The organism is Microbacterium sp. NPDC091382, assembly GCF_044757025.1.
Lineage (GTDB): Bacteria > Actinomycetota > Actinomycetes > Actinomycetales > Microbacteriaceae > Microbacterium.
In genome coordinates this window covers 406,582-433,549 of the sequence record NZ_JBIVUD010000001.1, presented here as the reverse complement: position 1 = coordinate 433,549, position 26,968 = coordinate 406,582, and the positions used below count along the sequence as shown (strand labels likewise).

Annotated in this window: 27 protein-coding genes; 17 read left to right on the top strand and 10 right to left on the bottom strand. The window is 69.5% G+C overall.

Annotated elements, in window-relative coordinates; genetic code table 11:
• Window positions 1-5: 5 nt before the first annotated feature.
• Window positions 6-506 carry a low molecular weight protein-tyrosine-phosphatase gene (locus tag ACIQLK_RS02095; protein WP_400362542.1) on the bottom strand — a complete coding sequence of 167 codons (501 nt, stop codon included), beginning with the start codon at window positions 504-506 and terminating at the stop codon, window positions 6-8.
• A 113-nt stretch (window positions 507-619) separates the two neighbouring features.
• On the opposite strand from ACIQLK_RS02095, the gene ACIQLK_RS02090 reads away from it, so the two are divergent.
• Both ACIQLK_RS02090 and ACIQLK_RS02085 read left to right on the top strand, forming a co-directional pair.
• The gene (locus ACIQLK_RS02090; RefSeq protein ID WP_400362540.1) at window positions 620-913 is read left to right on the top strand and encodes a hypothetical protein; all 294 of its coding nucleotides are present in this window, start codon (window positions 620-622) and stop codon (window positions 911-913) included.
• Window positions 914-2,206: a hypothetical protein gene (locus tag ACIQLK_RS02085; RefSeq protein WP_400362538.1), complete on the top strand. Its 1,293-nt coding sequence runs from the start codon at window positions 914-916 to the stop codon at window positions 2,204-2,206. It begins immediately after the preceding gene.
• On the opposite strand, the gene ACIQLK_RS02080 is transcribed toward ACIQLK_RS02085, so the two are convergent.
• Window positions 2,178-2,570 (bottom strand): phage holin family protein, encoded by a 393-nt coding sequence (locus ACIQLK_RS02080; RefSeq protein ID WP_400362536.1) that lies wholly within the window; start codon window positions 2,568-2,570, stop codon window positions 2,178-2,180. The genes ACIQLK_RS02085 and ACIQLK_RS02080 overlap by 29 nt on opposite strands.
• Before the next feature lie 48 nt (window positions 2,571-2,618).
• Here ACIQLK_RS02080 and ACIQLK_RS02075 point away from each other — a divergent pair, with 48 nt between their 5' ends.
• Window positions 2,619-3,683 (top strand): histidinol-phosphate transaminase, encoded by a 1,065-nt coding sequence (locus tag ACIQLK_RS02075; protein WP_400362534.1) that lies wholly within the window; start codon window positions 2,619-2,621, stop codon window positions 3,681-3,683.
• Between the two features lie 113 nt (window positions 3,684-3,796).
• On the opposite strand, the gene ACIQLK_RS02070 is transcribed toward ACIQLK_RS02075, so the two are convergent.
• Entirely contained in the window at window positions 3,797-5,257 is a 1,461-nt protein-coding gene (locus tag ACIQLK_RS02070) for a sugar porter family MFS transporter (RefSeq protein WP_400362532.1), read from the bottom strand.
• Between the two features lie 83 nt (window positions 5,258-5,340).
• The gene (locus ACIQLK_RS02065) at window positions 5,341-5,772 is read right to left on the bottom strand and encodes a GIY-YIG nuclease family protein (RefSeq protein WP_400362530.1); all 432 of its coding nucleotides are present in this window, start codon (window positions 5,770-5,772) and stop codon (window positions 5,341-5,343) included.
• 443 nt (window positions 5,773-6,215) lie between these two features.
• Between ACIQLK_RS02065 and ACIQLK_RS02060 the strand changes: the two genes are divergently transcribed.
• Window positions 6,216-6,794, top strand: coding sequence for an NAD(P)H-dependent oxidoreductase (locus tag ACIQLK_RS02060; protein ID WP_400362529.1), 579 nt, complete (start codon window positions 6,216-6,218; stop codon window positions 6,792-6,794).
• 136 nt (window positions 6,795-6,930) lie between these two features.
• On the opposite strand, the gene ACIQLK_RS02055 is transcribed toward ACIQLK_RS02060, so the two are convergent.
• Window positions 6,931-7,653 (bottom strand): PepSY domain-containing protein, encoded by a 723-nt coding sequence (locus tag ACIQLK_RS02055; protein ID WP_400362527.1) that lies wholly within the window; start codon window positions 7,651-7,653, stop codon window positions 6,931-6,933.
• Window positions 7,654-7,738: 85 nt separating this feature from the next.
• Between ACIQLK_RS02055 and ACIQLK_RS02050 the strand changes: the two genes are divergently transcribed.
• On the top strand, window positions 7,739-8,251 hold the full coding sequence (locus ACIQLK_RS02050) for an ASCH domain-containing protein (protein ID WP_400362525.1): 513 nt from the start codon (window positions 7,739-7,741) through the stop codon (window positions 8,249-8,251).
• A 15-nt stretch (window positions 8,252-8,266) separates the two neighbouring features.
• Here ACIQLK_RS02050 and ACIQLK_RS02045 read toward each other — a convergent pair whose 3' ends face one another.
• Both ACIQLK_RS02045 and ACIQLK_RS02040 read right to left on the bottom strand, forming a co-directional pair.
• Window positions 8,267-9,595 carry a sensor histidine kinase gene (locus tag ACIQLK_RS02045; RefSeq protein ID WP_400362523.1) on the bottom strand — a complete coding sequence of 443 codons (1,329 nt, stop codon included), beginning with the start codon at window positions 9,593-9,595 and terminating at the stop codon, window positions 8,267-8,269.
• Entirely contained in the window at window positions 9,588-10,265 is a 678-nt protein-coding gene (locus tag ACIQLK_RS02040; RefSeq protein ID WP_400362522.1) for a response regulator transcription factor, read from the bottom strand. Before ACIQLK_RS02040 ends, ACIQLK_RS02045 begins: the two co-directional genes overlap by 8 nt.
• Window positions 10,266-10,410: 145 nt before the next feature.
• Here ACIQLK_RS02040 and ACIQLK_RS02035 point away from each other — a divergent pair, with 145 nt between their 5' ends.
• The 3 genes from ACIQLK_RS02035 (at window position 10,411) to ACIQLK_RS02025 (ending at window position 13,985) form a co-directional block, all read left to right on the top strand.
• The gene (locus ACIQLK_RS02035; protein ID WP_400362518.1) at window positions 10,411-11,550 is read left to right on the top strand and encodes a thiamine pyrophosphate-dependent dehydrogenase E1 component subunit alpha; all 1,140 of its coding nucleotides are present in this window, start codon (window positions 10,411-10,413) and stop codon (window positions 11,548-11,550) included.
• Window positions 11,547-12,530 carry an alpha-ketoacid dehydrogenase subunit beta gene (locus tag ACIQLK_RS02030; protein WP_400362513.1) on the top strand — a complete coding sequence of 328 codons (984 nt, stop codon included), beginning with the start codon at window positions 11,547-11,549 and terminating at the stop codon, window positions 12,528-12,530. Before ACIQLK_RS02035 ends, ACIQLK_RS02030 begins: the two co-directional genes overlap by 4 nt.
• A gap of 120 nt (window positions 12,531-12,650) precedes the next feature.
• Window positions 12,651-13,985, top strand: coding sequence for a dihydrolipoamide acetyltransferase family protein (locus tag ACIQLK_RS02025; protein ID WP_400362510.1), 1,335 nt, complete (start codon window positions 12,651-12,653; stop codon window positions 13,983-13,985).
• A gap of 19 nt (window positions 13,986-14,004) precedes the next feature.
• On the opposite strand, the gene ACIQLK_RS02020 is transcribed toward ACIQLK_RS02025, so the two are convergent.
• Window positions 14,005-15,819, bottom strand: a complete 1,815-nt coding sequence (locus tag ACIQLK_RS02020) for a glycoside hydrolase family 2 protein (RefSeq protein ID WP_400362506.1) — start codon at window positions 15,817-15,819, stop codon at window positions 14,005-14,007.
• Window positions 15,820-15,885: 66 nt separating this feature from the next.
• Entirely contained in the window at window positions 15,886-16,644 is a 759-nt protein-coding gene (locus ACIQLK_RS02015; RefSeq protein WP_400362504.1) for a GntR family transcriptional regulator, read from the bottom strand.
• A gap of 154 nt (window positions 16,645-16,798) precedes the next feature.
• Between ACIQLK_RS02015 and ACIQLK_RS02010 the strand changes: the two genes are divergently transcribed.
• Genes ACIQLK_RS02010 through ACIQLK_RS01990 form a run of 5 tightly spaced genes read left to right on the top strand, consistent with a single transcriptional unit; the run spans window position 16,799 to window position 21,935 of the window.
• On the top strand, window positions 16,799-18,145 hold the full coding sequence (locus ACIQLK_RS02010; RefSeq protein WP_400362502.1) for an ABC transporter substrate-binding protein: 1,347 nt from the start codon (window positions 16,799-16,801) through the stop codon (window positions 18,143-18,145).
• A complete protein-coding gene (locus ACIQLK_RS02005) occupies window positions 18,142-19,086 on the top strand; it encodes a carbohydrate ABC transporter permease (RefSeq protein ID WP_223247111.1) in 945 nt (314 codons plus the stop codon). Before ACIQLK_RS02010 ends, ACIQLK_RS02005 begins: the two co-directional genes overlap by 4 nt.
• Before the next feature lies 1 nt (window position 19,087).
• The gene (locus ACIQLK_RS02000; protein WP_400362500.1) at window positions 19,088-19,960 is read left to right on the top strand and encodes a carbohydrate ABC transporter permease; all 873 of its coding nucleotides are present in this window, start codon (window positions 19,088-19,090) and stop codon (window positions 19,958-19,960) included.
• Window positions 19,957-21,093: a Gfo/Idh/MocA family protein gene (locus tag ACIQLK_RS01995; protein WP_400362499.1), complete on the top strand. Its 1,137-nt coding sequence runs from the start codon at window positions 19,957-19,959 to the stop codon at window positions 21,091-21,093. The genes ACIQLK_RS02000 and ACIQLK_RS01995 overlap by 4 nt, the downstream gene beginning before the upstream one ends.
• The gene (locus ACIQLK_RS01990; RefSeq protein WP_400362497.1) at window positions 21,090-21,935 is read left to right on the top strand and encodes a ThuA domain-containing protein; all 846 of its coding nucleotides are present in this window, start codon (window positions 21,090-21,092) and stop codon (window positions 21,933-21,935) included. The genes ACIQLK_RS01995 and ACIQLK_RS01990 overlap by 4 nt, the downstream gene beginning before the upstream one ends.
• Before the next feature lie 40 nt (window positions 21,936-21,975).
• Here the strand turns inward: ACIQLK_RS01990 and ACIQLK_RS01985 are convergent, their stop codons facing one another.
• A complete protein-coding gene (locus tag ACIQLK_RS01985) occupies window positions 21,976-23,094 on the bottom strand; it encodes an ROK family protein (RefSeq protein WP_400362495.1) in 1,119 nt (372 codons plus the stop codon).
• 112 nt (window positions 23,095-23,206) lie between these two features.
• Here ACIQLK_RS01985 and ACIQLK_RS01980 point away from each other — a divergent pair, with 112 nt between their 5' ends.
• From ACIQLK_RS01980 to ACIQLK_RS01965, 4 genes are read left to right on the top strand one after another with little or no spacing between them, the layout of a single operon-like run.
• Window positions 23,207-25,330 carry an alpha-galactosidase gene (locus tag ACIQLK_RS01980; protein WP_400362493.1) on the top strand — a complete coding sequence of 708 codons (2,124 nt, stop codon included), beginning with the start codon at window positions 23,207-23,209 and terminating at the stop codon, window positions 25,328-25,330.
• A gap of 50 nt (window positions 25,331-25,380) precedes the next feature.
• Window positions 25,381-25,974, top strand: a complete 594-nt coding sequence (locus ACIQLK_RS01975; protein ID WP_400362491.1) for a molybdopterin-dependent oxidoreductase — start codon at window positions 25,381-25,383, stop codon at window positions 25,972-25,974.
• Window positions 25,971-26,705: an FAD-binding oxidoreductase gene (locus tag ACIQLK_RS01970; RefSeq protein ID WP_400362489.1), complete on the top strand. Its 735-nt coding sequence runs from the start codon at window positions 25,971-25,973 to the stop codon at window positions 26,703-26,705. Before ACIQLK_RS01975 ends, ACIQLK_RS01970 begins: the two co-directional genes overlap by 4 nt.
• Window positions 26,702-26,959 carry a DUF6510 family protein gene (locus ACIQLK_RS01965; protein WP_400362487.1) on the top strand — a complete coding sequence of 86 codons (258 nt, stop codon included), beginning with the start codon at window positions 26,702-26,704 and terminating at the stop codon, window positions 26,957-26,959. Before ACIQLK_RS01970 ends, ACIQLK_RS01965 begins: the two co-directional genes overlap by 4 nt.
• The last annotated feature ends 9 nt before the right edge of the window (window positions 26,960-26,968 follow it).

The following is a 26,968-nucleotide window of genomic DNA, read 5'->3' as shown; positions in this document are numbered from 1 at the left end:
TGCGCTCACCGGCGAAGCGCGGGTTCGAGCTGCCGGAACAGCGCCCGGCTGGCGCTCTCGATCATACCGAGCACCTCGTCGAACATCGGAGGGCCGCCGTAGTAGGGGTCCGGGACGTCCAGCGCACCGTCCGCCCGAGCGTCGAAGCTCAGCAGGAGGGCGAGCTTGTCGACGTCGGCGGGGCTGCGCGCCCACTCCGAGAGGATCCGCTCGTGCGATCGGTCGAGGGCGATGACCAGGTCGTTGCGATCGAAGTCCTCGCGTGAGAACTGCCTCGCGCGGTGGCGGGTGCCGTCGTAGCCGCGACGGTCGAGCGCGTCGAGGGTGCGGCTGTCGGCGCGTTCGCCGACGTGCCACTCACCGGTCCCGGCGCTGGTCGAGACCACGCGGTCGCCGAGTCCCGCCTGATCGGCGAACCACCGGAAGACCACCTCCGCCATCGGGGAGCGGCAGATGTTCCCGGTGCACACGAAAACCACGCGGAAAGCATCATCGGGCGCGGGCACTCCTCCATTGTGCTGATCGAAGCGCCTTCTGCACAGACCGTCACTCGCCCCGCAGCATCCCCTGCTCCGTGCCGACCGCGGTCGGAGCGGATGCCGTCGGGCACCGTCGAGGCATGTCCGATGTCGTCGCGCCGTCCCCGTACCTCTGGGGCGCCCCGCTCGAGGAGCGCCTCGCCACCCTCGATCAGGCGCTCGCGCTGCTGCGGATCGCCGATGCGCAGGCTCTGCGACTGCTCGACCAGGTCCGACGCCTCGCGCCCGTCGTGGACTGGAGCGCACCCGCCGCGGACGCCTTCCGCGCCGCGGTCTCCGCCTGGGAGGGCGAGGTCGGGCGCCTGACCGCCTCGATCCCGTCGGTGATCGATCAGACGCAGCGCGATCGCCAGTGGATGCAGGCGGTGGGCTGAGTGGGCGATCTCGAGATCCGCAGCGGCCGCGTCGTCGCGGTCGACACGGAGACCCTGCGCGACGCCGCGGCCCGGGCGGAGCTCGCGGCTGCGGATGCCGAGGATCTCCGCGCGACGCTGGTCCAGGTGGACCGGCTGCTCGGCATCTCGATGATCGGAGGCGCCGCCGCCCACCCCGTCACCCTCGCCACGACGATCCGCGAGCAGGGCGACATGCTCGTGACGGCTCTCCGCGACACCGCCACGGCCTACGAGCTCGTCGACCTGCGCGCCCGTCAGGCGGCTGCAGCGGTCGGAAGCGTCGACGACCGGCGGGAGGCGGTGCTGCTCGGGCGACGCATCGAGGCTCTCGAGCTGGCGTCTCCGGCTGCCGCGGACCTCGCGGACCGGGCGCGGGCCGACGCGCCGAACCCCTTCGCGACGGTCGCGGGTGAGCTGTTCTGGAGCACTGTGGCGATCCCGTTCGTCGGCCCGCTCACGATGTTCGCCTACGGGACGGCGGCATCGAAGATCCAGTCGATGGGCAAGGGGACGCTGCCCGTCGGCAGCAGACTCACCGGGACCCCGAGGACACCGACCGTCACCTTGATCACCGTCACCGAGGGCACGGCGCCCGGATCGATGTCGGCTCTTGCCCGTCGGCAGCCATCGACGGAGCGCCCCGGTGACATCCGGGTCGAGCGGTACACGATGCCGGGGGGAGGTCAGCGTTTCGCGCTCTACGTCTCGGGGACGCGGACCAAGGGCGACGTCGGGACGTTCGGCATGGCGACGAATGTGCCGCTGTACTTCGGGGCGAGCTCATCGTCGTACGAGTCGGTTCGGATCGCGCTCGAGAAGGCGGGTGCGAAACCGGGCGACTCCGTGATGGTGAGCGGTCATTCGCAGGGGGCGATGATCGCGAGCCGCGTCGCCCTCGAGGAGGAGTACGAGGTGCCGATGCTGGTCGGGTTCGGCAATCCGGTGCAGGCCGATGTCGGCCCCGACACCGTGCAGGTCGACTTCCGTCACAGCGACGACCTCGTCCCGCTGCTGGCAGGCGGAGGGCACGACGCGTCGATCGGCGCCCCGGGCAGCATGGTCGTCGAACGGAACGTCAACCCGTGGCCGTGGATCGACTCCCACCAGATGGGTGCTTACACCGCGACCGCCGAGATGCTCGACGCCTCGTCCGATCCGCGGATGGATGCCGTGCGGCAGCGCCTCGCCGAGTTCGGGCAAGCCGAGAAGGTCGAGGTGTTCGTCTACGACACCGAGGAAGGCGTCACGCCTTCGTCTGCGGACGCAGGATGATCCCGAAGACGAAATTGATGATCGAGATGATCAGGGCGGCGACGACGCCGAGCCAGAAGGACTCGACCGTGAGGCCCCAGCCCCACCACTCCGTGAACCACCCGGTCAGCCAGAACAGGAACCCGTTGATCACCAGCGAGATGAGGCCGAGCGTCAGGATGTAGAGCGGGAACGCGAGAATCTTCAGCACCGTCCCGATCACCGTGTTCACGATCGCGAACACCGCAGCGACCGCCAGCAGCGACAGCACGAGCTGCAGCGTCTCGCCGGGCGCGAAGGGGGTGACCTCGACCCGCAGCGGCTGGATGAGGGTGACGACCCAGATGGCGAACGCGTTGATCACGACGCGGACGATGAAGCGCATGCCCGCAGTCTCCCACGCGGGCCGGCCCGCCGCTCGTAGACTCATCGCGTGACCGACATCCCCGTCCGGGTTCGCCCCGAGATCGCCGCGCTTCCCTCGTACAAGCAGGGCAAGCAGGCCGGCGCCACCGCGTACAAGCTCTCCAGCAACGAGAACCCGTTCGATCCGCTTCCCGGCGTCGTGGCCGCGGTGCGCGACGCCGTCTCCTTCAACCGGTACCCCGATGCGCTCGCCGGGCGCCTGCGAGCGCGGCTCGCCGAGCGGTTCGGCGTGAGCGACGACCGCATCCACATCGCCGCGGGGTCCGTGTCGATCCTGTATCAGCTGGCCCAAGCCGCGGCATCCGTGGGTGACGAGATCGTCCTGCCCTGGCGCTCTTTCGAGGCCTACCCCGGCATCGTGACGGTCACGGGTGCGACCCCCGTCATGGTGCCCCTGAACGATGACGCCGCCGTCGACCTGCCGGCACTCGCCGAGGCCGTCACCGACCGCACCCGCGCCGTCTTCGTCTGCACGCCCAACAACCCGACCGGCGCCGTCGTCACCCAGGCCGACTTCGACGCGTTCGTCGCCGCCGTGCCCTCCGACGTGCTCATCGTCCTCGACGAGGCGTACGTCGAGTTCGTGACGGATGCCGCCGCCGTCCGGGGCGAGCAGGTCATCGCCGCCGGGCACGACAACGTCGTGATCCTCCGCACCTTCTCGAAGGCCTACGGGCTCGCGGGCTTGCGCATCGGCTACGCGGTCGGGCACCCCCGCATCCTCGACGCCGCCCGCAGCGCCGGCATCCCCCTGTCGGTCACCGCCCAGGCCGAGGCCGCGGCGCTCGCCAGTCTCGACGCCGAGGACGAGCTCCGTGAGCGGGTGGCGATCGTCGCGGACCGGCGCGACCGGCTCGTGAACCGCCTGCGAGAGATCGGCTGGGACGTCCCCGCCGCGCAGGGCAACTTCGTCTGGCTGCCCGCGGGCGAGCGCTCCCTCGAGGTCGCGGCGGCGTTCGAGGCTGCCGATCTCGTCGTCCGGCCCTTCGCCGGCGACGGCGTCCGGGTGTCCGTGGGTGAGGACGAGTCGATCGAGCTCGTCGTCTCGGTCGCGGCATCCGTCCGTCCCTGACCGGGTCGGCACCGACAGCGTCCCCGGAGCCCTGAGCGGGCGTTCCGGGGACGGGTCTCGTCTGAGCGAGGCGGTTCCGGCGACGTCTCGCGTCCCCGGAACCGGTTGGAGGCTCAGCGCGAGGACGTCGACTTCTGTTTGCGCACGAACAGCGTCTCGGTCTGCTCGAGCTCCATGCCCTTCGTCTCGGGTACGCGCCAGGCGACGTAGACGAACGACAGCGCCGCGAACAGGGCGTACATGCCGTAGGTGAGGGGCAGCGACCAACCCGACATCGCCGGGAACGACACCGTGATGAGGAAGTTGGCGATCCACTGCGCTGCTGCGGCGACGCCGAGCGCCTTGCCGCGGATGCGGCTGGGGAAGATCTCGCCCAGGAGCACCCACACGAGCGGGCCCCACGAGGCGCCGAAGCCGACGACGAACAGGTTCGCGGCGACGAGGGCGATCGGACCCCACGCGCCGGGCAGCGACACCTCGCCGTCGACGGTCACCGCGAACGCGAACGCGAGGGCCATCGTCGCGAGCGACAGGGTCATGAGTACCGAACCGGTGAGGAGGATCGGCTTGCGGCCGACGCGGTCGACGAGCCAGATCGCGATGAGCGTGACGACGACGTTGGTGACCGAGGTGATGACGCTGATGAGCAGCGAGTTGCTCTCGTCGAAGCCGACGGCCTTCCAGAGGGTGGTCGAGTAGTAGAAGATCACGTTGATGCCGACGAACTGCTGGAACGTCGACAGGATGATGCCGACCCACACGATGCCCTGCAGGCCGAGGACCGGGCCGCGCAGCGATGCGCCCTTGCTCTTGCGGTCCTCCTCGATCGCCGAACGGATCTCGTTGACGGACTTGTCGAGGTCGGCCTGGGGGACGAGCCGCGAGAAGATCTCGCGGGCTTCGTCGTTGCGACCCTTCGCGAGGAGGAAGCGGGGCGACTCCGGCATCGTGAAGGCGAGGATGCCGTACACGGCCGCCGGGATCACACCGACCAGGAACATCCAGCGCCAGGCTTCGAGGCCGAGCCACAGCTGCTCGGCGGCGCCGCCGGCGCTGTTGGCGAGGACGGCATCAGACAGGAGCGCGGCGAAGATGCCGAGCGTGATCGCGAGCTGCTGCAGCGAGGCGAGGCTGCCGCGGATCTGGCGCGGAGCGATCTCGGCGATGTAGGCGGGGGCGACGACAGAAGCGATGCCGATGCCGATGCCGCCGACGACGCGCCACACGATGAGGTCGGGGACGCTGAAGGTGAGCCCGGATCCGATCGAGGACACGAGGAACATCACCGCGCCGAGCATCATGGTCTTGAGGCGGCCCCAGCGGTCCGAGAGGTTGCCGGCGATGACGGCACCGACGGCGCAGCCGAGCAGGGCGACAGCCACGACGAAACCGGTGAGCACCTTGTCGAGCTCGAAGTTCCCCTCGATCGCGTCGACCGCGCCATTGATGACGGAGGAGTCGAAGCCGAAGAGGAAGCCGCCGACCGCTGCGGCGATCGACAGGCCGATCGCTCGTCGCCCGTAGGGGCTCTTTATCGAGAAGGCGTCAGCGGGAATCGTGCCGGTAGTGCTCATGAGGGACGAGGGTACCCCCGCTCACGCGGGCGCGACTCGCCCTTGCGCCCGCGACGAAAACCGATACGGATGCCGGGGCGTTCTCAGCTCGACAGCCGCCGGAGCGCGTCGCCCAGCCAGCGGTCGTAGGCGGCCCAGGGTTCGCCGACGCGTCCCCGTATCGCGTCGATGTGGGTCACCAGGGGGTCGGTGAGGGTGAACCACTCGCCGCCTTCGCGGAGCGCGGCGAACTCGATGTGCCGCGCGCGCTCGACGTGGCGATCGCCCGCTTCGAAGGCGAGGAGTTCGTCGTGCATGATCGCCGCGAGGCGGCGTCGAGGTGTCGCGGAGGTTCCGATCTTCACCCTGTCCCGGTACCGCAGGTAGTAGACGACGTCGATGCGAGGGCGGGGCAGGTCGGCATCCGGCGCATCGCCCAACCGCCACCCGCACCGGCCGCAGTGCCACGCGTCGTCGACGCGCTCCCCGATGTCGCCGCCGCATACGCGGCAGGGCGAAGGCAGTGAGGCAGGCACGACGTCATCCTCCTCGCCGGCTCCGACATCGCGCCGTCCGGCGGGAGGGCCCCGGACGCGAGCCGCGGGGGGAGGGCGGGTCGACGGCCGGGGCTCCGGACGCGTCACCATGACGATCGGGAACGCGATCCCGCGCGGACACCCGGGGCTGGGTTGCCGGCGACGATACGCCTGAGCGGGTCGAAAGAGAAGGCATTCGATGATCCGGCTGGAGCGGGGTCTCCCCCAGACCCCAGCCGGATCTTCACGCTGCAGCGTGGCCCGCACGCGGGAACGCCTGAGCCCCCAGAAAGCAGTCCGAGTGCAGGCTAACCAGCTCCCCAACTGTTGGGCTGCAGCGTGATGAATGTAGCGCCGGTGCGGCGCACGCTTGTCCCCCTTTCGGGGGACAAGCTCGGTGTGCTAGAAACTTCTCCCGGCTCGCCGCGCGGAACAATGGAGGGGTGTCCATCCTGATCGTCGTCGCCCACCCCGACCCTGACTCTCTGACCCATAGCGTGGCAGCGAGGCTCGCCGCCGCGCTCCCTGATGACCGAGTCGAGATCGCCGATCTCGCCGCCGAGGGCTTCGATCCCCGGTTCACCGTCGCCGACCGGCACTCCTTCCTCGTCGGGAAGGACTACCCCGACGATGTCGCGGCTGAGATCGCGCGCGTAGAGCGCGCCGACCACATCGTCCTCATTTTCCCGGTCTTCTGGTGGTCGATGCCGGCAGTCCTCAAGGGCTGGATCGACCGCGTCTTCGTCAATGGCTGGGCCTTCGGCGTCGGAGAGGGGGAGGGCATCCGGCCGGGGCTCGGTCGCCTCACTGCGCATATGATCCCCGTCGCGGGCTCGGACGCGGACCTGTACGAGCGGCGCGGGTACGACGCGGCGATGGCGACGCAGATCGGCACCGGGGTCTTCGACTACTGCGGCATCCGTCGCGGCCGTACGGAGTTCATCTACGACGCGGACAGCGGGGCCGCCGCCGACGCCGTCGACGACGTGATCGAGCGGATCGCGGACGCCATCCGCGACTGACCGGCCCTCGGCCGCCGCTCAGCGGAGCACGTCGGACCGTTCACCCGCCGCTGCAGCATTCCTCCTCGCGAACCGATGGGCGAACGGGCGCGGATCCCGCAGGACCCGCGCCCGGAGCGGTGCCGACGGCATCCGGTCAGTCGTCGATCTCCGTCCCGATGACGGTGCCCGAGGTGTCGAGGGTGATCTCGACGACCCGGCGGTCGCCCGTGAGCACCGACACGTCGAACGGGGAACGGCTGTCGTCGTCGGCGTCGATCTCGAGGATGCGGCCCGGCTGCTCGGCGAGGGCGGCATCCACGACGGTCGACAGCGTCGCCGCATCGAGCACGTTCTTCGGGGCGCGGTCGTCCGCCTCGGCGGCCTCGGTCTCGTCGACGGTGGCAGTGCCGTCGTCGGCGACCCGCACCTCGGTCTCGGAGCCGTCGCCCGCCGTGAACGTGATGTCCCAGCTGCCGTCGCGGTTCGCCTCGATCGCGGTCGGCGCGCCGGTGGCGACACCCGCGGCGGCGTCGACGAGAGCCGACAGCTCTGCGGCATCCGCTGCTCCGGCGTCTGCTGCCGGCGCGGACGGCGCGTCATCGTCCGAGCGCTCGATCGCGGCGGCGACATCGTCCGACGTGGTCTGCGCACGCTGGCTCGACGCGAGGCTGTCGAACCCGTCGTCGTCGCGGTCGTCCGCGGCGGCGGTGCCGATGGCGACGCCGCCGCCCACGAGCAGCAGCGCGCCGAGGGTGGCCCCGCCCGCGAGCAGTGCGGTGCGACCGCGGCGCTTCGGGGAGGCAGGAGCGGCGACGGGCGCCTCGGTCTCTGCGATCGGGGTGGTGGGCTGGTCGGGGGTGGTGGTGTTCTCGCTCATGACCCCAGAGTGCCGGGCAGGCACTGAAGCAGACCTGAAGCGACCTGAAGCCGTCTTCAGGATGCCGGGGTGAGAAGATCGAGGGATGTCCGAGAGCCTTTCCTCCGCCGCCTTTCCGCTCGATCGAGACGCCGCCGACCGGATGTGGGCCGACTATCGCGCCGCGCATCCTGCCGCCGCCGCGGCCGGTCCGGAGTACACGGTCGAGCATTTCGGCGACAGCCCGCGGCTCGCGGATCAGCTGCTCGACGCCGTGCTGAACGGGCCGAAGCGGGCGACCTCGGAGCTCGTCGCCGAGTTCTTCGAGCACGGCGACGCCCTGCCGCGGATCGGCTCGCACTGGATCGCCTGCGACGGCACCGGCGCGCCGCGGATCATCATCCGCAGCACCGAACTGCGCGTCGGACCCTTCGCGAGCGCCGACGCGGCCTTCGCCTTCGACGAGGGCGAAGACGACCGCTCCCTCGAGAGCTGGCAGCGCGAGCACCGCCGCTACTTCGCGCGGGTCGCCGCCGCCCGCGGCGCGGACTGGTCCGAGGACGACGAGATCGTCTTCGAGCGCTTCGCCGTGGTGTGGCCGCCCGAGCACGCGGACTGAGGGTCGGCCCCGCCGTCAGTCGGCGGCGGGCAGGCGGACCGTGAAGCGCGCGCCGCCCAGCGGCGACTCGCCCACTGCCACGGTGCCGCCCGAGGCCCTCACCACGCCGGCGACGATCGCGAGGCCGAGGCCGCTGCCCCCGGCATCCCGCGCCCGTCCTTCGTCGAGGCGGACGAACCGCTCGAAGACGCGTTCGCGCTCCGACGCGGGGACGCCTGTGCCATCGTCGTCGACCGTCAGCACCGCCTCCGACCCGTCGCGTGCGACTCCCACGGCGATCCGGGATGCCGCGTGCCGGGCCGCATTGTCGGCCAGGTTGCGGGCGATCCGCCCCAGCAGGCGTTCGTCACCGGCGACCTGCACCGCGGTGATCGCCGAGCCGTCGACGCTGACGCCGGTCGCCCGCAGACGCGACACCTCGGCGAGGGCGAGGTCGTCGAGGTCGACGACGCCCCGCGGAGAGGGTGCACGCTCGTCGAGCCGGGCGAGGACCAGCAGGCCCTCGACCAGGTCCTGCATCCGAGCGCCCTCCTCGGTCACGACCTCGGCGAGGTCGTCGAGGTTCGTCGCATCGGGGTGGGCGCGTGCCAGCTCGGCATGCTGCCGCATCGTCGCGAGCGGGGAGCGCAGCTCGTGCGAGGCATCCGACACGAACCGGCGCTGCGCCGTCGCGGACGCGTCGAGGCGGTCGAGCATCCTGTTCATCGTGACGGCCAGCGCGGCGATCTCGTCTCCCGATGACGGTTCCGCGACGCGTCGGTCCAGCCGATCCGCGGTGATGTCGTCGACCTCGCGACGGATCCGACCCACCGGACGCAGGGCCCGACCGACGACCCACCAGGTCACTGCGGCGACGACGAGCACGACGAGCAGAGTGGATGCCGCGAGCAGCCACCCCGCCGTGGCGAGCGTCGCCTCGTCGCCGTCGACGGGGACCGCGAGGACGATGCGCACGTCGTCCTCGGCCTCCTCCACGACGATCAGGACGGGATCGCCGTCGTAGCTCACGACCTCCCCGTCCCGGTCGCCGGGCAGGGGGCCGTCTTCGGCGTCCTCGGATGCCGCGACCACCCGACCGGATGCGTCGATCACCTGCACGATGTCGTCGTCGAGGTCGGGGATGCCGGCGGTGCCGGATTCCTCCACGCGGGTGGCGATCTCCTTCGCGCGGGCCTCGGCCCCGCGGGCTGTGGCGTCCCGCACCTCGGAGCTCAGCACCGCGCCGAACCCGATCGATGCGAGCACCATGACGACCGCGACGATGGCCGTGGCAGCGGCGGTGATGCGCGCTCGCAGCGACCGGAGCCCCGGCATCCGCCCCGTCGTGGGGATCGGTTCACCCACCGTCGGCCGCCAGCCGGTACCCGGCGCCGCGCACCGTCTCGATCGCGTTCCGGTCGAACGGCCTGTCGAGCTTGCGGCGCAGGTGCCCGACGTAGACCTCGACGATGTTCGGGTCGCCGTCGAAATCGTCGTCCCAGACGCCGGCGATCAGGTCGCGCTTGGAGACGACCTGCCCCTTGTGGCGGATGAGGTGCAGCAGCACCGCGAACTCGCGCGAGGTCAGCTCGATCACCGTCCCGCCTCGGCGGACGCGCCGCGCAGCAGGGTCCACGTGCAGGTCGCCGGCTTCGAGCGCGACGGGACGCTCGACACCGCCACGGCGGATGAGCGCGCGCAGACGAGCGACCAGCACGGGATACGAGAAGGGCTTGGTGACGTAGTCGTCCGCGCCCGCGTCGAGCGCGTCGACCTGGTCCCATTCGCCGTCCTTCGCCGTCAGCATGAGGACCGGAGTCCAGTTCTCCTCGGCGCGGAGAGCCTCGCACACCTTCCAGCCGCTCATCCCGGGCATCATCAGGTCGAGCACGATCGCGTCGTAGCTCGTCTCGCGGGCGCGCCAGAGCCCGTCGACACCGTTGTGCGCGACGTCCACGGCGAAGCCCTCGGCCTCGAGCCCCCGCCGCACCCCGTCGGCCAGGCGCACCTCGTCGTCGACCACCAGAACACGCATGCGCCCAGTGTGGCGTGCGCACGCTGAAGCAGGGCTGAAGCGGACGCCGGCGTGAGGGCGGGTTGTCCTGAACGCACGGCGAATCGCGGCATCCGTTGTCGACCTCATGCAGAACGGGCCATGCGAGGGGGTTTAGCGTGGGAGGGTGACCCCCTCGTTCGAGGCTCCGGCCGAAGCACCCGACGTCGTCCGCGTCCTCGCCGCCGACGGTTCGTACGCGCCCTCCGAGGCAGCCGAGCGCTACCTGCCCCTCATCGACGCGCTCACCGACACCGAACTCGAGACGTTCTACCGCGACATGGTCGTGGTGCGCGCCTTCGACCGGCAGGCGACCAACCTGCAGCGGCAGGGTCAGCTCGCCCTGTGGCCTCCGTCCCTCGGGCAGGAGGCGGCGCAGGTCGGTTCGGTGCGCGCCACCCGCGCGCACGACCATGTCTTCCCGTCGTACCGCGAGCACGTCGTCGTCACGACGCGCGGCGTCGATCCGATCGACATCATCCGCCTGATGCGCGGTCTCACGCACGGCGGCTGGAACCCCGCCGAACACCAGAACACGCATATCTACACGCTCGTCCTCGGCGCGCAGACGCTGCACGCGACCGGTCTCGGCATGGGCCTCGTCTTCGACGGCCGCACCGGCACCGGCGACCCCGAGAAAGACGAGGCGGTGATCGTCTACTACGGCGACGGCGCCTCGAGCCAGGGCGACGTCCACGAGGCGATGGTCTTCGCCGCGAGCTATCAGACGCCGCAGGTCTTCTTCCTGCAGAACAACCACTGGGCGATCTCGGTGCCCGTCACGACCCAGTCGCGCGTGCCCCTTGCTCGCCGCGGCGAGGGCTACGGCATCCCCTCGATCCGTGTAGACGGAAACGACGTCCTCGCCAGCTACGCCGTCAGCAAGCTCGCCCTCGACGAGGCGCGCGCCGGCGGCGGTCCCCGCGCGATCGAGGCGCTGACCTACCGGATGGGCGCGCACACCACGAGCGACGACCCGACGAAGTACCGCACGAGCGACGAAGAGCAGTCGTGGGCGCAGCGCGACCCGATCGCGCGCATGCGGGCCTTCCTGCAGAACCGCGGCGCGTCGGCATCGTTCTTCGACGAGGTGGATGCCGCGGCCGCCGCGTATGCAGACGATGTGCGCGTGCGCACGAACGCGCTCGGCGACATCCCGACCGGTGTGATGTTCGACCACGTCTACGGCGACGTCCACCCGCTCGTGCAGGAGCAGCAGCGCTGGCTCGCCGAGTACGAGGCATCCTTCGAGGAGGGGAACGCGTGAGCGACATCCAGACCCTGCCCTTCGCGAAGGCGCTCAACGCGGGTCTGCGCGCCGCGATGACGGCGGACGACCACGTCCTGCTCATGGGTGAGGACATCGGCCCGCTCGGCGGCGTCTTCCGTGTGACCGAGGGCCTGCACGCCGAGTTCGGCTCGCAGCGCGTCCTCGACACACCGCTCGCCGAGTCCGGCATCGTGGGCACCGCCATCGGGCTCGCGATGGCCGGGTTCCGCCCCGTCGTCGAGATCCAGTTCGACGGGTTCGTCTTCCCCGCGTTCGACCAGATCACCTCGCAGCTCGCGAAGCTCACGAACCGGCACGAGGGCACCGCGAACTTCCCCGTCGTCATCCGGATCCCCTACGGCGGGCACATCGGTGCGGTCGAGCACCATCAGGAGAGCCCCGAGGCCTATTTCGCCCACACGCCGGGGCTGCGGGTGGTGTCGCCGTCGACGCCGAACGACGCCTACTGGATGATCCAGGACGCGATCGCCTCGCCGGACCCGGTGATCTTCCTCGAGCCGAAGGCCAAGTACTGGATGAAGGGCGAGGTCGACGTCGCCGAGCGCGCCCTGACGCTGCATGCCTCCCGCGTCGTCCGCCGCGGCACGGACGTCACTCTCGTCGGCCACGGCGCGATGGTGACGACCTTGCTGCAGGCCGCCGCGCTCGCCGAGGGCGAGGGCACGTCGTGCGAGGTCATCGACATCCGCTCGCTCGCGCCGATCGACTATGAGCCGATCATCGAGTCCGTCCGCCGCACCGGCCGCATGGTCTACGCGCAGGAGGCGCCGGGCAACGTGTCGGTCGGCTCCGAGGTCGCCGCGACGGTCATGGAGCGCGCGTTCTACGCGCTCGAGGCCCCGGTGCTCCGGGTGTCGGGCTTCGACGTCCCGTTCCCGCCCGCCAAGCTCGAGGGCCAGTACCTCCCCGACGCGGACCGCATCCTCGAGGCCGTCGACCGCGCCCTCGCCTACTGACCCGCATGGCCCCCTACCCGCGACCCCCTCACGTCCGCGAGACTGCACGTGTGCATCGAGACTGCGGCGCCAGCCCGCTGTCTCGGCGCGCGGCTGCAGTCTCGCGGGGATGGAGATGACATGAGCACGCAGACCTTCCACCTGCCGGACGTCGGCGAAGGACTGACCGAGGCCGAGATCGTGCAGTGGCGCGTCGCGCCGGGCGACAGCGTGGACGTCAACGACGTCCTCGTCGAGATCGAGACGGCCAAGTCCCTCGTCGAGCTGCCGTCCCCGTTCAGCGGCACGGTCGGCGACATCCTCGCCACCGAGGGGACGACGGTCGAGGTCGGCGCGGCGATCATCACGATCGCGGGTGGCGAGGGACAACCGGATGCCGACATCGGACGCTCCGAGCACGGTGAGAAGCCCGCCGAGGAGCCCGGCGGCTCGGTGCTCGTCGGCTACGGCACCGGCGGCGAGGTGAAGTCCCGTCGCCGCAAGCCGGCCGAGAAGCCCGTGACCCGCGCGGTCGGCGTCGTCGCGAAGCCTCCGATCCGCAAGCTCGCGCGCGACCTCGGCGTCGACCTCGCCGACGTGTCGCCGAGCGGCACCGCCGGCGAGGTGACCCGCGAGGACGTCGTCCGTCACGCCGAGCAGGCGTCGGTGTTCCGCAACCTCGGGACCCCGGAACTGCCCGAGGAGCGCGAGCTGTCGATCCCCGTCGCCGCGGCCCCGGCATCCGTCCCCGCACCTGCGGCGCCGCCGGCGGACGCGCGCGAAGAGGCGATCACCGTCAAGGGCGTGCGCAAGGCGACCGCCAATGCGATGACCTCGAGTGCCTACACGGCGCCGCACGTGTCGGTGTGGACCGACGTCGACGCGACGCGCACGATGGAGCTCGTCAAGCGACTGAAGGCCTCGCCGGACTTCGCGGACGTCAAGATCTCGCCGCTGCTGATCTTCTCGCGCGCCGTCATCTGGGCTCTGCGTCGCACGCCGATGATCAACGCGGCCTGGGTCGAGACCGAGAACGGCGCCGAGATCCGCGTTCGCCACTACGTGAACCTGGGCATCGCCGCGGCGACGCCGCGCGGCCTGCTCGTCCCGAACATCAAGGACGCGCAGGACCTCAACATGCGCGGCCTCGCGAAGGCGCTCGAGAAGCTCACCGTCACCGCGCGCGACGGCAAGACGACTCCCGCCGATCAGCAGGGCGGGACGTTCACGATCACGAACATCGGTGTCTTCGGGATGGATGCCGGGACCCCGATCATCAATCCGGGTGAGTCCGGCATCATCGCGATGGGCACGATCCGGCAGAAGCCGTGGGTCGTGGACGGCGAGGTCCGTCCGCGTTTCGTGACCACGGTGTCGGGCTCGTTCGATCACCGTGTCATCGACGGTGACGGCATCAGCCGTTTCATCGCCGACGTCGCGTCGGTGCTCGAGGAGCCGGCACTCCTGCTCGACTGAGGCCGACGATCGTTCAGCGCTACGGCTTCGCGTTCGACTCCGCCGCGATGATCGAGCGGAGCACGTCGAGGGGCAGTTTGGGCGTGCGATCCTCGAAGGCCAACCCGTTCGCCTCCTGCATCGTGTCCGTCAACTGCGTGTAGCAGAAGCCCGCGATCACCCTGCTGTCCAGAAGCGCACCGAAGAGCCCCCTCAGGTGAGCCTCGAGCTCCTCTGTCGTCGCGCTCGTGGAGTACCCCCACGACGGCGCCGCCGGTGATCGCTCGAACTTGATCCCACCGAACTCGCTGACCATCACGGGCGCGCGACCGATGTCCGCCGTCCCCTCGGCCATCATCATGCGATCGGACGGTCCGTACCCGCCGAAGAGCGTGGCGAGTGCGGCGTTGTCCGCGTACCGGGCACGGAACCGGTCCGGATCCGCCTCGTAGTCGTGGACGGTCAGGATGTCGGACTGCGTGTGCTCCCACCCGTCGTTGGAGATCACCGGTCGCGACGGGTCCACGGCGCGGGTGAGATCCGACAGTCCGCGCGAGAACGCCCGTTGCGCCGGATCGACCAGCAGGTCGCGGATGCCCCAGCTCTCGTTGAAGGGGACCCAGGTGACGATGCTGGGATGCGACCGGTCGCGCCGCACCAGCTCGAGCCACTCCTGCGTCAGAGCGTGCATCGCGGAGGTCGTGAACTCGAACGCGCCGGGTGCCTCTCCCCAGATCAGCAGGCCGAGTCGGTCGGCCCAGTAGAGGAAACGCGGGTCTTCTGCCTTCTGATGGATGCGGGCGGCATTGAAGCCCATGGCCTTGATCAGCTCGACCTCCGCTCGCAGGGCGTCGTCGCTGGGTGCAGCCAGGTGCGACTCCGGCCAGAACCCCTGTTCGAGGACTGCCCGGACGAAGTAGGGACGGTCGTTGAGCAGGAATCTCCCGTTCGCGGTGCCGACCGTGCGGAGCCCGACGTACGAGTGGGCCTCATCGCTGAACCCTCGGTCCGAGACGGTGACGACCGCATCGATGAGACGAGGGGTCTCCGGCGTCCACACGAGCTTCTCGTAGTGCTGGCCGTTCCGCTGGTCCCGCAGGGGGATGTCGATGATCGGCATCCCGGTCGCCGGGGTCGTCACCGTCATGTCCGCCAGGACGCGACCTTCGAAGTCTAGCCGCACGTTCACTACCGCCTCGGGGCTCAGCGGGCGGTTGGTCAGGAGCTCCAGGATCACGCTGTCGGTGCCGCGAGTCGTCCTCCAGACGAGGTCCGTGATGTGGGTCTCGGGCACCTCCTCGATCCAGACGGGCTGCCAAATCCCAGTGGTCCGGTGGTACCAGATCTCGTGCGGCTCGAGGAGCCAGTCCTGCTTGCCCCGGGGCTGCCCGACGTCGTGGAACCGGTCGATGGCCCGGACCACCAGAACGTCGGTTCCGTCACCACGGACGTGATCGGTGATGTCGGCTGTGAACGGGGTGTGGCCGCCGACGTGAGATGCCGCCTGGCTGCCGTTGATCCACACGGTCGCGGCGTAGTCGACCGCTCCGAAGTGCACGTGGAGGCGTGAGGACGAGTGGGTCCGTCCGACCTGTTCTGCGGTCAGTGCCGTGGAGTACCACACCACCGAGTGCTCGCCCACGTCTCCGATCCCCGATGCGGGGGACTCCGGCGGGAAAGGAACCTCGATCGTGCGATCGAAGTCCGGGTCGAGGAACCAGCGCTCGGCCGCCCCGACCTCGTCGTCGTCGTAGGCGAACCCCCACCGGCCGTCGAGGCTGCGCCAGGAGTTCCGTCGCAGCTGCGGCCGGGGATGGATGGGGCTCTGATTCGGCGTCGTCGTCGAAGCGGTCATGATCTCAGCGTGGCGTAATTGCTTCTGTTATGCAACGAATACGCCGTTCCACACGCCGCGACGCGTTCATGCGACCTCCACGACGAGCAGGGCGAAGTGGTCCGGTCGATAGCGACGGCGGTCGTATCCGATCGGTTCACCACCGACATCGAACGTCGTGACCGAAGACAGCAGCACGGGTGATCCCGGGGCCAGGCCCAAGATGCGCGCGTCCTCCGGACCCGCGGCTTCCACGACGATGCGGATGCCGCGGGTCCAGGTGTCCGCATCGCGTCCGTGCGCGAAAGTGGTCATGATCTCTCGCGTCGTCACTCGATCCCCCGCGGCCGGTGACATGCGCCGGAAGGACTCGGCGACGGCGACGGGCACTCCGGAGGCGTAGAGGACCCGCTGTACGTTCACGACACGTGTGTCGGTCGCCAGTCGGAGCGCTGCGGCGACGTCCGCGTCCGCGGGAACGTGCTGGATGCGGGCCGTCCGCAGTGTCGACCTGGCTCGAGAGGAGAGTTCGACCTCGTGGAGGCCGGGACTGGCTGACGGTCCAGGGGAAACCGGCCGGAGCACCCGCGTGCCGATGCCGCGGTCTCTCTCGACGAGGCCCAGCAGGGTCAGCTCTCGGATCGCCCGCCTGACCGTGGAGCGCGAGACGCCCCAGGTGTCGCTGAGGGTGGCTTCGCTCTCGAGGTGCGACCCGGGTGGGAGGGCGCCGGAACTGATCCCATCGCGCAGAGTCGCCGCAATGCGTTGCCATCGGAACGAAGGCGGGGTCGCGCGCGAAGCGGATGCCCCCGCAACCCCGGGGAGCGCGGGTGGTGATGATCCCATGACTCGTCCTCTCCGACGCGACAGGTTCGCGCGTCTCGACCGACGCTGCGAAGAAAAATATTGACCAGTCCGAAATTATTGTCCTAACATGCCGGTGACATCAATCGACAGACCGGCAACGCAGCCGACGGATTGAGATCAGAGAGGCATCCCGATGAAGCGAACTCATGCACTCGCTGCGTTCTCCGCAGCACTCGTCGTGGCCGGGGTCTCCGGCTGCTCCGCCGCCGGCGGCGACGACGGAACCGACGGCCCGGTCACGATCAGCATCATGGAGACGAAGCAGACCAACATCGATGCGATCAACAAGGTCATCCCCGGCTTCGAAGCCGAGATGGCCAAGCAGGGCAAGGACATCAAGGTCGACCTGATCGCCGATCAGCTCACGGACGAGCAGTTCAAGACGAAGATGACCCAGCAGCTCGTGGCCGGCCAAGCACCGGACGTGCTCGACATCGGTGAGAACATGGCGATCGCCTGGTCGGCGGCCGGCTACCTGACCCCGCTCGACGAGTACCTCGAGAAGTGGGATGGCTGGAGTCACTACTACCCTGCCGTCAAGGAGGCCATCACCCGACAGGACGGGCACGTCTACAACTTGCCCTCCGGAGCCGGGGTGCAGAACTTCTTCTTCCGGAAGGACGTTCTCGAAGAGGTCGGGGTCGAGACCTCGCAGCCCAAGACCTGGGACGAGCTGATCGACCGACTGGTCCAGGTCAAGGAGGCCACGGGTGACACCCCCATCGTGATCCCCGCCGGGACCGCATGGGGTGGAGGCACGTGGAACGAGGGGTTCCAGCCGCTCCTCGGCGGCACGGACACTGAGTACTACGACCGGGACAGTGCGACGTGGAACCTGCAGAGCCCCGGATGGCTCGCCGTCTTCGAGCTCTACGACGAGCTGGTCTCCAAGGGGCTCATGCCCGTCGAGGATCTGCAGAACCCGAACCCGTGGGAGCCGACGAAGTACGTGAAGTTCCCCGCCGGTGACATCCAGGTCGCCGCGCAGGGCACCTGGGGATGGCGTTTCGACTGGGGTCCCGAGGGTGCGACGCCGATCGAGGGTCTCGACGAGAAGGTCTCGACGTGGCAGTACCCGGCCCTGGCCGCGGGGGATCAGCCCTACGGGTGGAGCAGCACCGGCGGCGGTTATGCGATTCCGGAGAAGTCCGAGAAAAAGGAGGCCGCGATGGAATTCATCAAATACCTCTCGAGCGGCAAGCCGCTCGCCGAGCAGCTCACCGCCTCGGGCGCCGCATCGGCGCGGGACGACCTCGACGACGTCGCGCCGTACTCCGAGGAGCCGCACCTCCTGCAGGCAGGCAAGGACCTCGCCGACAGCGTCTACGTCGTGACCGGCGACGGTGCCGACCAGATCGCCCAGGCGGTCTCCACCGCCACGGAGAAGATCCTCAGCGGCGAAGCTGACGGGCGGCAGGCGTACGAATCGTTCGTGAAGGATGCGACGGACCTGCTGGGGCCGAGTCTGGTGAAACAGTGACGACGATCGTCGATCTGCCCGCCGCTGCGCAGGATGCCACCCGGCAGCCTGCGCGGCGGCGTCGCCGAGTCCGGAGTACCTGGCCGATCGTCGCCGTGCTGCTGGGGCCCTCGGCCATCCTCATCTCGCTGTTCATCGTCCTGCCCGCGGTCTACGGCCTGTGGCTCAGCCTGACGAACACGCAACTGACCGGATTCGCGGCACGCGATCCGAAGTTCGTCGGTCTGGACAACTACGTCTACCTCCTCACGAGCAGTGACTTCCTCGCGTCGCTCGGGCAGACCGGCACGTTCCTGCTGTTCTCGGCCATCATCGGGCAGACGGTCCTGGGCATGGTCGCCGCGATCCTGCTGAGCCGGCCGTGGGTCCGCGGCAAGGGTGTCTTCGGTGCGGCGATCCTCATGCCGATGGTGGTCCCCGAGGTGGTGGCGTCCCTGGCGTGGGCGAGCGTGCTGGCCACCAGCCCGGAAGGAACCCTGAACCGTCTGACGTCGCTCTTCGGCGCGGAGCCGACGAGCTGGCTCCAGACGGTCCCGATGGTGGCGATCATCCTCGTCAACGTCTGGCGCGGCCTCGCGTTCGCGATGATCATGTTCCAGGCTGCGCTCGAAGATGTCCCGGTCGAGCTCATCGAGGCGGCGCGGGTCGACGGTGCCAGCGCGACACAGGTCTTCCGTCATGTCACGCTTCCGTTGATCCGCGGGCCGGTGTTCCTCTATCTGCTCCTGACCACGATCAGCACGGTCGGCGTGTTCGGCCTGGTCTACTTCCTCACGCGAGGCGGCCCCGGCGGACAGACCCGGCTCGCAGCCATCTACATCTACGAGCGCGCGCTCCAGTTCTCCCAGATCGGTATCGGGAGCGCGGCCTCGATCATCCTCCTCGTCATCGTCCTCGTCCTCGGAGTCGTGTACGTGAGACTCGCGAAAGTGAAGGTGTGACATGAGCGCCGTCAGTGAGAACCCGCTCGTTCCGATGCAGCGCCGCAGACCGTTGCAGCCGGTCGACGTCGTCCAGCGGACCATCGGGTACATCCTGCTCGTCCTCCTCGTAATCTTCTGCCTGGTCCCCTTCGCCTGGGTCCTCCTGAGCGCGGTGGATCAGAACGCCGGTGCGACCGTGCAGTGGCCGACGTGGTCGTTCGACAACTTCACCCGCTTCTTCGCCGCCCCCGGCACGCCGATGCTCGTGATCAACAGCCTCGTCGTCGCCATCGGCTCCACCGTGCTCAACCTCGCGCTAGGCGTCGCGGGCGGCTATGCGCTCTCGCGCTTCGATTTCCGGGGTCGCCGGTTCTTCATGTTCAGCATCCTGCTCATCCGCGTCGTGCCGGCACCCGCGACGATCGTGGCGCTGTACCTGATCATGGTGAACCTGCAACTGACGAACACCCTGCACGGCCTCATCCTGGTTCAGGCGGTGGGCGGTCTGCCGGTGACCCTCTGGCTCATGAAGGGCACCGTCGACGCGATCCCGCTCGAGCTCGAGGAGGCCGCGTGGGTCGATGGGAGCACGCGCCTCCAGGCCATCCGGCGGGTCGTCCTGCCGCTCATCGGGCCGGGCCTCGGCGCCGCGGCGATGCTCCAGTTCATGGGATCGTGGGGGGACTTCCTGACGCCGTTGGTGATGCTGCAGAGTCAAGAGCTCTATCCGCTCGCCATCGGATTGTTCCGGGCGTTCAGCGAGCGCGACCACGTCGATTGGGGCCTGTTGGCCGCCAGCGCGATCGTCTACGTCCTGCCACCGGCGATCCTGTACATCTTCGTCCGCAAGCACCTGCTGCGGTCGAGCCTCGGCGGGGCGTTGAAGGGATGAGCGGAGACGTGGACGGACGCCTGCGGGTCGCATTGGTCGGAGCGGGAGCGATGGGGGGCGAGTGGCTGCGGATGCTGGCGGCATCCTCGATCGCGGTCCCTGTCGCCGTCGTGGACCTCGACATCGAATCCGCGCGACGGACGTGCGGCTCGGCCGGCCTCGACGTCGCGACCGGAAGATCCCTGACCGAGGTGGAGGATGCGGGAACCGAGGCCGTCATCAACGTCACGGTGCCCCAGGCACACCGGATCGTCAACGAACAGGCGATGCGCGCGGGACTGCCGGTGCTCTGCGAGAAGCCTCTCGCGCCGACCGTGTCGGAAGCACTCCGGCAGGTGGCGCTCGCGAACGTGACCGGACAGCTCCTGATGGTGAGCCAGTCGCGGCGATACTTCGGGCCACTGGCGACGTTCGCGACGGTCGCGCGGGAGGTCGGGCCGGTGAACACGATCCTCGCGGACTTCTTCCACGAGGATCACGAACCGGGGTTCCGCGAACAGATGGAGCATCCTCTTCTCGTGGACATGTCCGTGCATCACTTCGACATGCTGCGGTACGTCACCGACGATCTCCCCGTCAGCGTCCGGTGCGATGCGTGGAATCCGCCGTGGAGCTGGTTCGCGGGCAAGGCGTCGGCGGTCGCCACCTTCGAACTGGCGTCGGGCGCTCGCTTCGTCTATTCCGGGAGCCGGGCGACGCCGGGGGCGGAGACCTCGTGGAACGCCGAATGGCGGATGCATGGTCTCGGGGGTGTTGCGACGTGGGACGGCGAAAAGTCGGTCACGCTGCGCTCCGAGCGGGTCGTCGCCGAGCCGATGTCGGCGGGCGAGAGCATCGAAGGGTCGCTGGCGGAGTTCGTCTCCTGTGTGAGAAGCGGCCGAACGCCTCAGAACGAGGTGCGCGACAACGTCCTGACCCTCGCGATGATCGAGGGCGCCACGGTGAGCAGTTCGCGTCAGGGCGAGCGCGTCGTGATCCGGGAGCTCCTCGACGAGGCGCTGATCCGAGCGCTCCGCGACGAGACCCGCGAGGACGTCGCGGCCGAACTGCAGTCCTGGCCGGACGCCGTCCACGGACTGTCCACGACCCCCTGGGGCTCCGAGCCCGCGATCGCGTCTGGAGGCGCCTCATGACCGATTCCGTTCCCGCCGGAGCCCCCTCGGGGCGACCCATCCGCGTCGTCGTCTGGGGGGAGAATCGCCACGAACAGGTGAACCCCGTCGTCCAGGGGATCTATCCCGACGGCATGCACACGACGATCGCGCGAGGCATCACCGGGCATCTGGGCGACCGGGCCGTCGTCACCACCCGGGTCCTCGAGGATCCGGAACACGGCATGACCGACGAGCTGCTGGCGGAGACCGACGTCCTCGTGTGGTGGGGACACGCAGCGCACGACGAGATCGATGACCGCGTCGTCGATCGCATCCACGCGCACGTGCTGGAGGGCATGGGCATCATCGTCCTGCACTCGGGGCATCACTCGAAGATCTTCCGACGTCTGATGGGGACGACCTGCAGCCTCCGGTGGCGCAACGACCGGGACAGGGAACTGGTCTGGACCGTCTCGCCGACGCATCCGATCGCGGCGGGGGTCCCGCAGCCGCTGATCATTCCGGCGCAGGAGATGTACGGGGAGTTCTTCGACGTCCCGGAGCCCGACGAACTGGTCTTCATCAGCAGCTTCAGCGGCGGCGAGGTCTTCCGCAGCGGCATCACCTATCGACGCGGCTACGGCAAGGTGTTCTACTTCAGCCCGGGAGACGAGATCTTCCCCGTCTACCACGACCCGAACATCCAACGCGTCATCGCCAACGGGGTGGAGTGGGCGCACACCGACCGGCCGCGGACGTCGTACCTCGTCACCCCGATGTATCTGACCGGTCGCTTCGACACCCCGGTCCTGGAGTCCGACGACGGCCTCATCGACTACCACACGCGGGAGCCCGTCGACTTCGGCGACGATCCGGCCTGATGCGAGGGGCGGGCGAGAGCGCCCGCTCCTCGCATCACGGTCACTGACGACGGCTGCGCATCCTGTCCATCGTCGATTGGATGGCGACCGCTGCGGCGCCTCGTGCCCAGGCGCGGAAGCCCGACCCGTCGACGATGAGGTCGATCGGGTTGGCGTGCGGGTCGCGACCGGCAGCAGCCGCGGCAAGGACCCGGTCGTGAACGATCGTGAGCAGGCTGACCCCCTCGCCCGAGAGCACCACCGTCGACTGCAGGCTGAGGTTGGTCGCCAGTGCGATCAGTCTGCCCAGCGCGTCGGCTGCGCTGCCGACGATCGCGCTGACGGCGGGATGCCCGTCCTCAGCGAGGCGGAGGATCTCGTCGTACCCGACCGGGCGGGCGAGTGCGGCCGACGCCTGGGCGGTGATCGATCCGGACGTGAGCAGCGCCTGGGCGCAGCCGCGGTGGCCCTCGGAGCAGATCGGGCCGAACGGGTCGAGGGGGATGTGGGCGCCCGTACCGGCCGTCGCATCCGGTGTCCGGATGACCTCGTTGTCCACGACCAGCCCGTAGCCCACGCCCGCACCGATCGTGATGACCGCGAACCCGGAGAGTCCGCGCCCCGCGCCGAACCACCGCTCCGCTTCGGCGAGGGCGACCACATCGTTCTCCACGCTCACAGGAACCCCGAGCCGCGCGCCGAGATCCGTCGCGACATCGACGTCGTCCCACTCCAGGAACGATGCCCGGACGGCGACGCCGTCGTGGACGACGCCACCGAGGCTCACGCCCACGGCGACGAGGTTCGGGACGTCGAGCTCGCGCACCGCGCGGTCAACGAGCGCGAGGACCGCCTCGGGCGATGTGTCCGCGATGGGCCACTCGCCTGCGGCGATCTGCTCGGCTCGGATGTCGGTGGCGACCGCGATGACGAGATCTCCGGTGATCTTCACTCCGACGAACGACCCCAGGTTCGGCGCGATGTCCAAGGGCCGGCTGGGGCGCCCGACGGTGCCGTCGGCCACCTCTTCGAGCTCGACGAGCAGGCCTCTCTCGACGAGTGGCTTCGCGAGGCGGGTGAGGCTCGCCGGCGACAGTCCCAGCTTCACGCCGAGATCTCGCCGCGACAGCGGGCCGTAGATCAACACCGTGCGCGCCAGGGCGGCTTCGCTGTCGCTCATCCCCACCTCCTCGATGCAGTCACAGTGGCACAGCGGGGGCTCCCGGAGACGCAGCCACGCTCGGTAACCCATTGTTCTTGACGCGATAATATTTTACGTCGAAACTAATCCTATGCCCACGCCCGACGTCGTCCATCTCCGCGCCGGCGGCACCAGTGTCTGCATCGATTCGTCCACGGGGGTACCGCGGATCGTGCACTGGGGTCCGGACCTCGGACGGGTGTCGCAAGAGACCCTCGACTCCCTGGCCCGCGCTGACCGTCTGCAGCGCGCCTCGGGCGGACTCGATGAGACGGTCGGGCTGAGCGTCGTCAGCACGGCGGCATCCGGCTGGGCGGGAACGCCCGCACTGGAGGGGCACCGCGACGGCGACGCGGTCGGCGTGCGATTCGAGCTGCACGCGAGTGAGGTGACGAGCACCTCCGTCCGTTTCGATCTCACGGATGCCGAGATGGAGCTGTCGGCTCGGTACGTGTTGCGGGTGACGGGATCGGGTTTGGTGCGGGCGCGGACGACGGTGCGTAACGATGGTGCGGGTGTGTACGCGGTGCAGGCGTTGCATGTGATGTTGCCGTTGCCGTGGGAGGCGACGGAGCTGCTCGATACGACGGGGCGTCACCTGCGGGAGCGGTCGGCGCAGCGGCATGAGCTGACGTTCGGCACGCATGTGCGGGAGTCGCGACGCGGCCGTCCGGGGGCGGATTTCACCCTGTTGCTGGCGGCGGGGACGCCGGGGTTCGGTTTTGAGCGCGGCACGGTCCACGGCGCCCATCTCGCGTGGAGTGGGAACTCACGGATCTTCGCGGAGCGGACCCCGACCGGGGACTCGTTCCTGGGTGCGGGTGAGTTGTATCTGCCCGGCGAGATCCGTCTCGCGCAGGGTGAGGAGATCTCCTCGCCCGAGCTGCTGGGCTCGTGGGGGGACGGTCTCGACGAACTCGCGGTGCGGTTCCACGAGGAATGGCGTTCGCGTCCGCAGCACCCGAGCCGCCCGCGGCCCATCACGCTGAACACGTGGGAGGCCGTCTACTTCGATCACCGCCTGCCCAAACTCATCGCCCTGGCGGATGCGGCGGCGGAGATCGGGGTGGAACGGTACGTGCTCGATGACGGCTGGTTCCGTCACCGTCGCGATGACACCGCGGGCTTGGGCGACTGGTACGTCGACGACACCGTCTGGCCGGACGGGCTGCACCCGATCGCCGACCACGTCGTGGCGAAGGGGATGGAGTTCGGCCTCTGGTTCGAACCCGAGATGGTCAACCCGAACAGCGACCTCGCCCGCTCCCACCCGGACTGGATCCTCCGCGGTCGCACCGACCTTCCCCCCTCGGCCCGGCAGCAGCAGGTGTTGAACCTCGCCCACCCCGACGCGTACGCGTACATCCGCCAGGTCATCACGGACATCCTCGCCGCGTACCCCATCTCGTACGTCAAGTGGGACCACAACCGGGACCTCGTCGACGCAGCCGCCGGCCCCGGCGGCGCGGCCCGCGTCCACGCGCAGACCCTCGCCGTGTACCGCCTCATCGACGAACTCAAGACCGCCCACCCGGGCCTGGAGATCGAAAGCTGCGCGTCGGGCGGAGCACGCGTCGACCTCGGCATCCTCGACCGCACCGACCGCATCTGGACCAGCGACTGCCTCGACCCCATCGAACGCCTCGAGAACCAGCGCTACACCGCCCTGGTCGTCCCGCCCGAGATGATGGGCATGCACCTGACCACCCCACACGTCCACTCCACCGGCCGCACCGTGACCCTCACCCTCAGCGGCGCCGTCGCCCTCTTCGGCCACTTCGGCATCGAATGGGACGTCACGACCCTGTCCGACACGGATGCCGCCACCGTCGGCGCGTGGGTCGCGCTCGCCAAACGCGTCCGCCCCCTCGTCGCAACGGGCCGCCTCGTCAACGCGGACGTCGCCGACCCCGGGCTCGACGTCCGCGGCGTCGTCGCAGCAGATGCAGCATCCGCGTTCTTCACGATCACGCAGACCCAGACCCTTATCTCCTCACCCACCGGCCGCGTCCGGCTGCCGGGACTCACCCCCGACCGCGTCTACCGCGTGCAGCTCGTCACCCCCGGCGGGATCGTCGAGACCCCCGCGCAGTCACCCCTCGAGTGGGCTCACCACGACACGGTGCTGACCGGGCGTCAGCTCGCCGTCGTCGGCCTACGCCCACCGGTGCAGAACCCTCAGCAAGCCGTCGTCATCGAGGTCACCGCGATCTGAGGCTCGAACCGCCGTTGACGCGACGATGCCGGGAGCGATAGGCATCTCCCATGGCGATCATCAATCGCGGGTTCGGCGGTCGACGCGGCACGAGTGATCCCCGGTTGCCACCGGGTCAGACGCTCGTCGGCGACTGGCCCGTTCTGACGGCCGGCCCGACTCCGGACATCTCGACGGACGAGTGGTCTTTCACGATCACCACCGAGACGGGCGTCCAGCATCGCTGGGACTGGGGCACCCTGCACGAGGTCGGCGTGGAGGACGTCGTCACCGACATCCACTGCGTCACCCACTGGTCGCGGCTCGGGATGCCGTGGCGCGGGGTCTCCGTGGACAGGCTGTTCGAGGACGTCGAGACATCCTGCGACTTCGTCATGGTGCGCACGCATGACGGATACACCACGAATGTGCCCCTCGACGATCTGCTGGAGGGTCAGGCGTGGATCGCGACCGAGGCGGACGGCGAGGCGCTGACGGCGGAGCACGGCGGCCCGGCGCGGCTGCTCGTGCCGCACCTGTACTTCTGGAAGAGCGCGAAGTGGGTCGCCGAGATGCGGATGATGCCCACCGACCAGCCGGGGTTCTGGGAGCAGAACGGCTACCACCTCCGCGGGGATCCGTGGCGGGAGGAGCGCTACTGGTGACGGCCGGCTTCCGAGCGGCATGGCACGTGGGCCGCGTCGTCTCTCGGCGCGCCGAGACCCGCTCCGCCGTCCGCCTCGAGATCGAGGTCCCGACGTGGCCGGGCAATCACGCCGGCTCGCATCTCGACATCCGACTGACCGCGCCCGACGGCTATCAGGCGTCGCGGTCGTATTCGATCGCCTCGTCGGGACCGGCCACGCGGGTCGTCCTCGCGGTCGACGAAGTCCTCTCGGGCGAGGTCTCGCCGTACGTGGTCCACGATGTGCGAGAGGGTGACGAGCTGGAGGTGCACGGACCGCTGGGCCGGTACTTCGTCTGGACGCCGGAGGACCCCGACCCCGCGCCGGTGCAGCTCATCGCGGGCGGCTCCGGCGTGGTGCCCCTCTTCGCCATGGCCGACGCGCGGGAACGGCAGCCCCACGGGACGGACTTCCGGCTGTTGTACTCCGCCCGCACGCCCGACGACGTCTTCTTCGCGAGCGAACTGGGCGCGTTGACGAAGACGCGGGTCGATATCGTTCACTCACGCCGTTCTCCGCTCGGATCACCGCGTCCGCCGGGCCGACTGACCCAGGAGTCACTGGCCGAGCTGACGTTCCCCGCGGGGGTGGCACCGCGCATCTTCGTCTGCGGGCCCACCCCGTTCGTGGAGACCGTCTCCCGGTGGCTCTCGGAGCTGGGGCAGGACCCCGCGCGGATACGGACCGAGCGCTTCGGAGGCAGCGGATGACGCACGTGGACGGGAACGCACTGGCCGGGACGCTCGTCGACGTCCTCGGCTTCGACTCGACCGACGCGATCGGCGAATGCGCGGGATGCCGCCACCGGTCCGAGCTCGCGAGGGCGCACGCCTTCGTGACGGCGATGGGTGCGATCGTTCGGTGCGAGGCCTGCCAGGGAGTGCTCGCGGTCGTCGTCCGCACGCCCACGGACGTGCACGTCAGCCTGTCCGGACTGGCGCGTGTGTCGATCGGGCGACGGTGAGCGCGAGGG